The sequence below is a fragment of the Actinoplanes sp. NPDC089786 genome (genome assembly GCF_040684855.1).
GTDB lineage: Bacteria > Actinomycetota > Actinomycetes > Mycobacteriales > Micromonosporaceae > Actinoplanes.
This window is the reverse complement of record NZ_JBFBGU010000068.1, coordinates 1-3,270: the sequence shown is the minus strand read 5'-3', so window position 1 is coordinate 3,270 and position 3,270 is coordinate 1. Positions and strand designations below refer to the sequence as shown.

3 protein-coding genes are annotated in these 3,270 nt (G+C 64.9%); all 3 read left to right on the top strand.

Annotated elements, in window-relative coordinates; genetic code table 11:
- The first annotated feature begins 299 nt into the window (after positions 1 to 299).
- The gene (locus AB0O15_RS47875) at positions 300 to 482 is read left to right on the top strand and encodes a hypothetical protein (RefSeq protein WP_364334894.1); all 183 of its coding nucleotides are present in this window, start codon (positions 300 to 302) and stop codon (positions 480 to 482) included.
- A 256-nt stretch (positions 483 to 738) separates the two neighbouring features.
- Entirely contained in the window at positions 739 to 2,169 is a 1,431-nt protein-coding gene (gene ltrA / locus AB0O15_RS47870) for a group II intron reverse transcriptase/maturase (RefSeq protein ID WP_364334891.1), read from the top strand.
- A 47-nt stretch (positions 2,170 to 2,216) separates the two neighbouring features.
- Entirely contained in the window at positions 2,217 to 3,236 is a 1,020-nt protein-coding gene (locus AB0O15_RS47865) for an IS3 family transposase (RefSeq protein ID WP_364334897.1), read from the top strand.
- Positions 3,237 to 3,270 lie beyond the last annotated feature (34 nt).

Here is a 3,270-nt window from a genome sequence, read left to right as displayed (position 1 = left end):
ATGGCGGATGAGAACCGCCGGCTGCGTGAAGAGGTCGCTGAGCTGCGCCGGGTCAATGAGATCCTGCGCGCCGCGTCCTCGTATTTCGCGTCGGAGCTGTGCGCCATGTAGCGCTGATTGATCGAGGAGGGTGAGAGACCTTTCCGCCGGGCCGTCGCAGCGGCCTGGTTGGAGCCTGAGGGCAGCCTGATCCGCGCAATGGCGGTGAGGGTGGCAAGCGGCCCTGACAAAGGCGGTGACGTGCCGGGACTGCCAGACGGTGCGGGTTCGTCGAGGCGAGGCCAGAAGGTGCAACGCGAGTGAACCAGTGGTTGAAGCTCCGTAACAGCGAAGCCGGCTCCAACCTGGTGGATATGGGCCGGTGTGCAGCGCACGACCCTGCGGCTTCGGCGGCGGGGTGGACTCTGAAGCCGTTTAGCTCCGACGGTCAGGAGGCCATGGTGAAGGCCTGCGGCGTAGCCGTGGCGATGCTGCCGGAGTAGAGCTGGGCACCTCCCTGGCCGATCGATTTGTTGGTGAACGTGGGAACCGACCGGCGTCCGCCGGATCTCCGGTTCGTCCAGGACGGGGATCGGGCAGGTGTGTTGCCGCTGATGGGTGACCGGTCGGGGCGGAGGCCTCGTAGTAGTCGCGGGCGTGACGACCCGCCGCCGGGGTCCGGGAAAGCCGGACGCAGGGCGAAGGGGGCCAGCAAGTCATGCAGTGCGGATATTGGAATGCCAGGAGGAGTTGTCGCCGGTGAATACCGACGATCCGGAGTTGGCCCTGTTGCGGGCCGAGGACCGGGTACTGAAGATCCAGACCAAGCTGCACCGTTGGGCTCGTGATGATCCTCATCGCCAGTTCGGCGACCTGTTCAACCTTGTCACCGATCCCGCGTTCCTGTTGGTGGCGTGGGACCGGGTGCGGGGCAACAAGGGTGCCAGGACCGCCGGTGTCGACGGGCGGACAGCGCTGTCGATCGTGTTGCGTGTCGGGGTCGAGGACTTCCTCGATGGGCTGCGGTCCGCGTTGAAGGACCGTAGTTTCCGGCCGCTGCCGGTGCGGGAGCGGATGATCCCTAAGCCGGGAGGGAAACTGCGCCGGTTGGGGATCGCGACGATCACCGACCGAGTGGTCCAGGCATCGGTGAAGCTGGTGTTGGAGCCGATTTTCGAGGCGGATTTCCTCCCATGCTCGTATGGGTTCCGTCCGGGACGCCGGGCTCATGACGCGGTGGCTGAGATTCGTCATCTGGCCACGAATCCACGCCGTTACGAGTGGATCGTGGAAGGTGACATCAAGGCCTGCTTCGACGAGATCGACCACACCGCTCTGATGAGCCGGATGCGTGGCCGGATCGCCGACAAGCGCGTCCTGGACCTGGTGAAGGCGTTCCTGAAGGCCGGGATCCTCGGTGAGGACCGGCAGTTGCGGGAGACCAACGCCGGGACTCCGCAGGGGTCGATCTTGTCCCCGTTGCTCAGCAACGTCGCCTTGGCGGTGCTGGACGAGCACATTGCCCAGCAGCCCGGAGGTCCGAACTCCAGCCCGGGTGTGAGAGCTGGGCGGCTGCGGCGTGGCCTGCCGAACTTCAAGCTGGTGCGGTATGCCGACGACTGCTGCCTGATGATCAGAGGCAGCCAGTCCGATGCCGTGGCATTACGGGATGAGATCACTGGGGTGTTGTCGACGATGGGCTTGCGCCTGTCGCCCGAGAAGACGCTAATCACCCATATCGACGAGGGCGTGGATTTCCTCGGGTGGCGCATCCAGCGTCATCGAAAGAGGGGAACCGACCGGCACTTCATCTATACCTATCCGGCCAGGAAGTCGCTGAAAGCGGTGATGGCCAAGGTGAAGACGTTGTGTCGGCAGGTCGAGGTAAGCCAGCCGCTGGACGAGCTGATCCGCAGGCTCAACCAGGCAGTTCGTGGCTGGTGCGCCTACTTCCGGTCCGGGGTGTCGTCGGTGACCTTCGCCTATCTGAGCCAGTACCTGTGGCAGACGGTATGGCGATGGCTGAGGCGCAAACACCGCCGGTCCACCTGGAAGGAACTACGCCGTCAGTACTGCGGCGGCGGCTGGCGGCCGCGTGGGCAGCGGGAACTGTTCGATCCAGAGACGCTGGGAACGACCCGGTATCGCTACCGCGGATCGATCATCCCGTCGCCCTGGCCGACAGCCTGACGAGGACCAACACCGATCCGATCGGGACTTGTGGAGAGCCCGGTGCATTGAAAGGTGCACGCCGGGTTCGGGAAGCGGCCCAGAGAAACGGACGACCACCATGGCCGAGCCGCGCTCTGGGCCGACTTCACCGGCCCGACCCGGCGACGGTCATGAGGTTCATCGACGAACACTCAGACCGCTTCGCGGTCGCGCTCCTGCTACGGGTCCTGAACATTGCCGAGTCGACCTACTACCAGTGGGTGAGACAGGCCGAACAGCCATGCGACCGCGACCTGGTCGACCTCGGTCTGATCTCCAACATCTATGAGATCTGGGAGACCTCCGGCTTCACTTACGGCGCTGACCGGGTGCATCGGCAACTACGCCGCGACGGGATCCAGGTCGGCCGCAAACGGGTCGAGCGGCTGATGAGCCAGCAGGGTTGGCACGGGGTGTTCCTGCGGCGTGGCTGGCGTGGCGGCTCCACGAAGCAGGATCCGCGGCACACGCCGGCGCCGGATCTGGTCAACCGCACCTTCACCGCAGCAGCCCCGAACCGGTTGTGGGTCGCTGATGCCACCCGGATCCCGTGCGGGGAAGGCGTGTTCTGGCTGGCCGCCGTCCGCGACGTGTTCTCCCGCCGGATCGTCGGGTGGAAGACCTCGGATCGGTGCGACACGGATCTGATCCTGGCCGCGCTCGAGTACGGCATCTGGTCGCGTGACGTCCGCGACGGGCAGTTGATCCACCACTCGGATCGTGGGTCGAACTACACCAGCTTCCGCTTCTCACAACGCTTGCAGGACAACGGAATCCGGCCGTCCATGGGCTCGGTCGGCGACTCTTACGACAACGCCCTGATGGAGAACTTCTGGTCGACGTTGAAGATCGAACTGGTCTACCGCAACAGCTGGCGGACGCGCGACGAGGCCGAGAACGCGATCTTCACCTACATCGACGGTTGGTATAACACCCGCCGCATCCAGAAAGAGCTCGGCTACCAAAGTCCCGACGAATACGAGACCGCCTGGCACGCCCACACCGAGCCAGATAACCTCACCCCTGCCCCGACCGGAAGCAGGTAACCACCGCTCCGTCGAAACGGGGGGAACCCATACC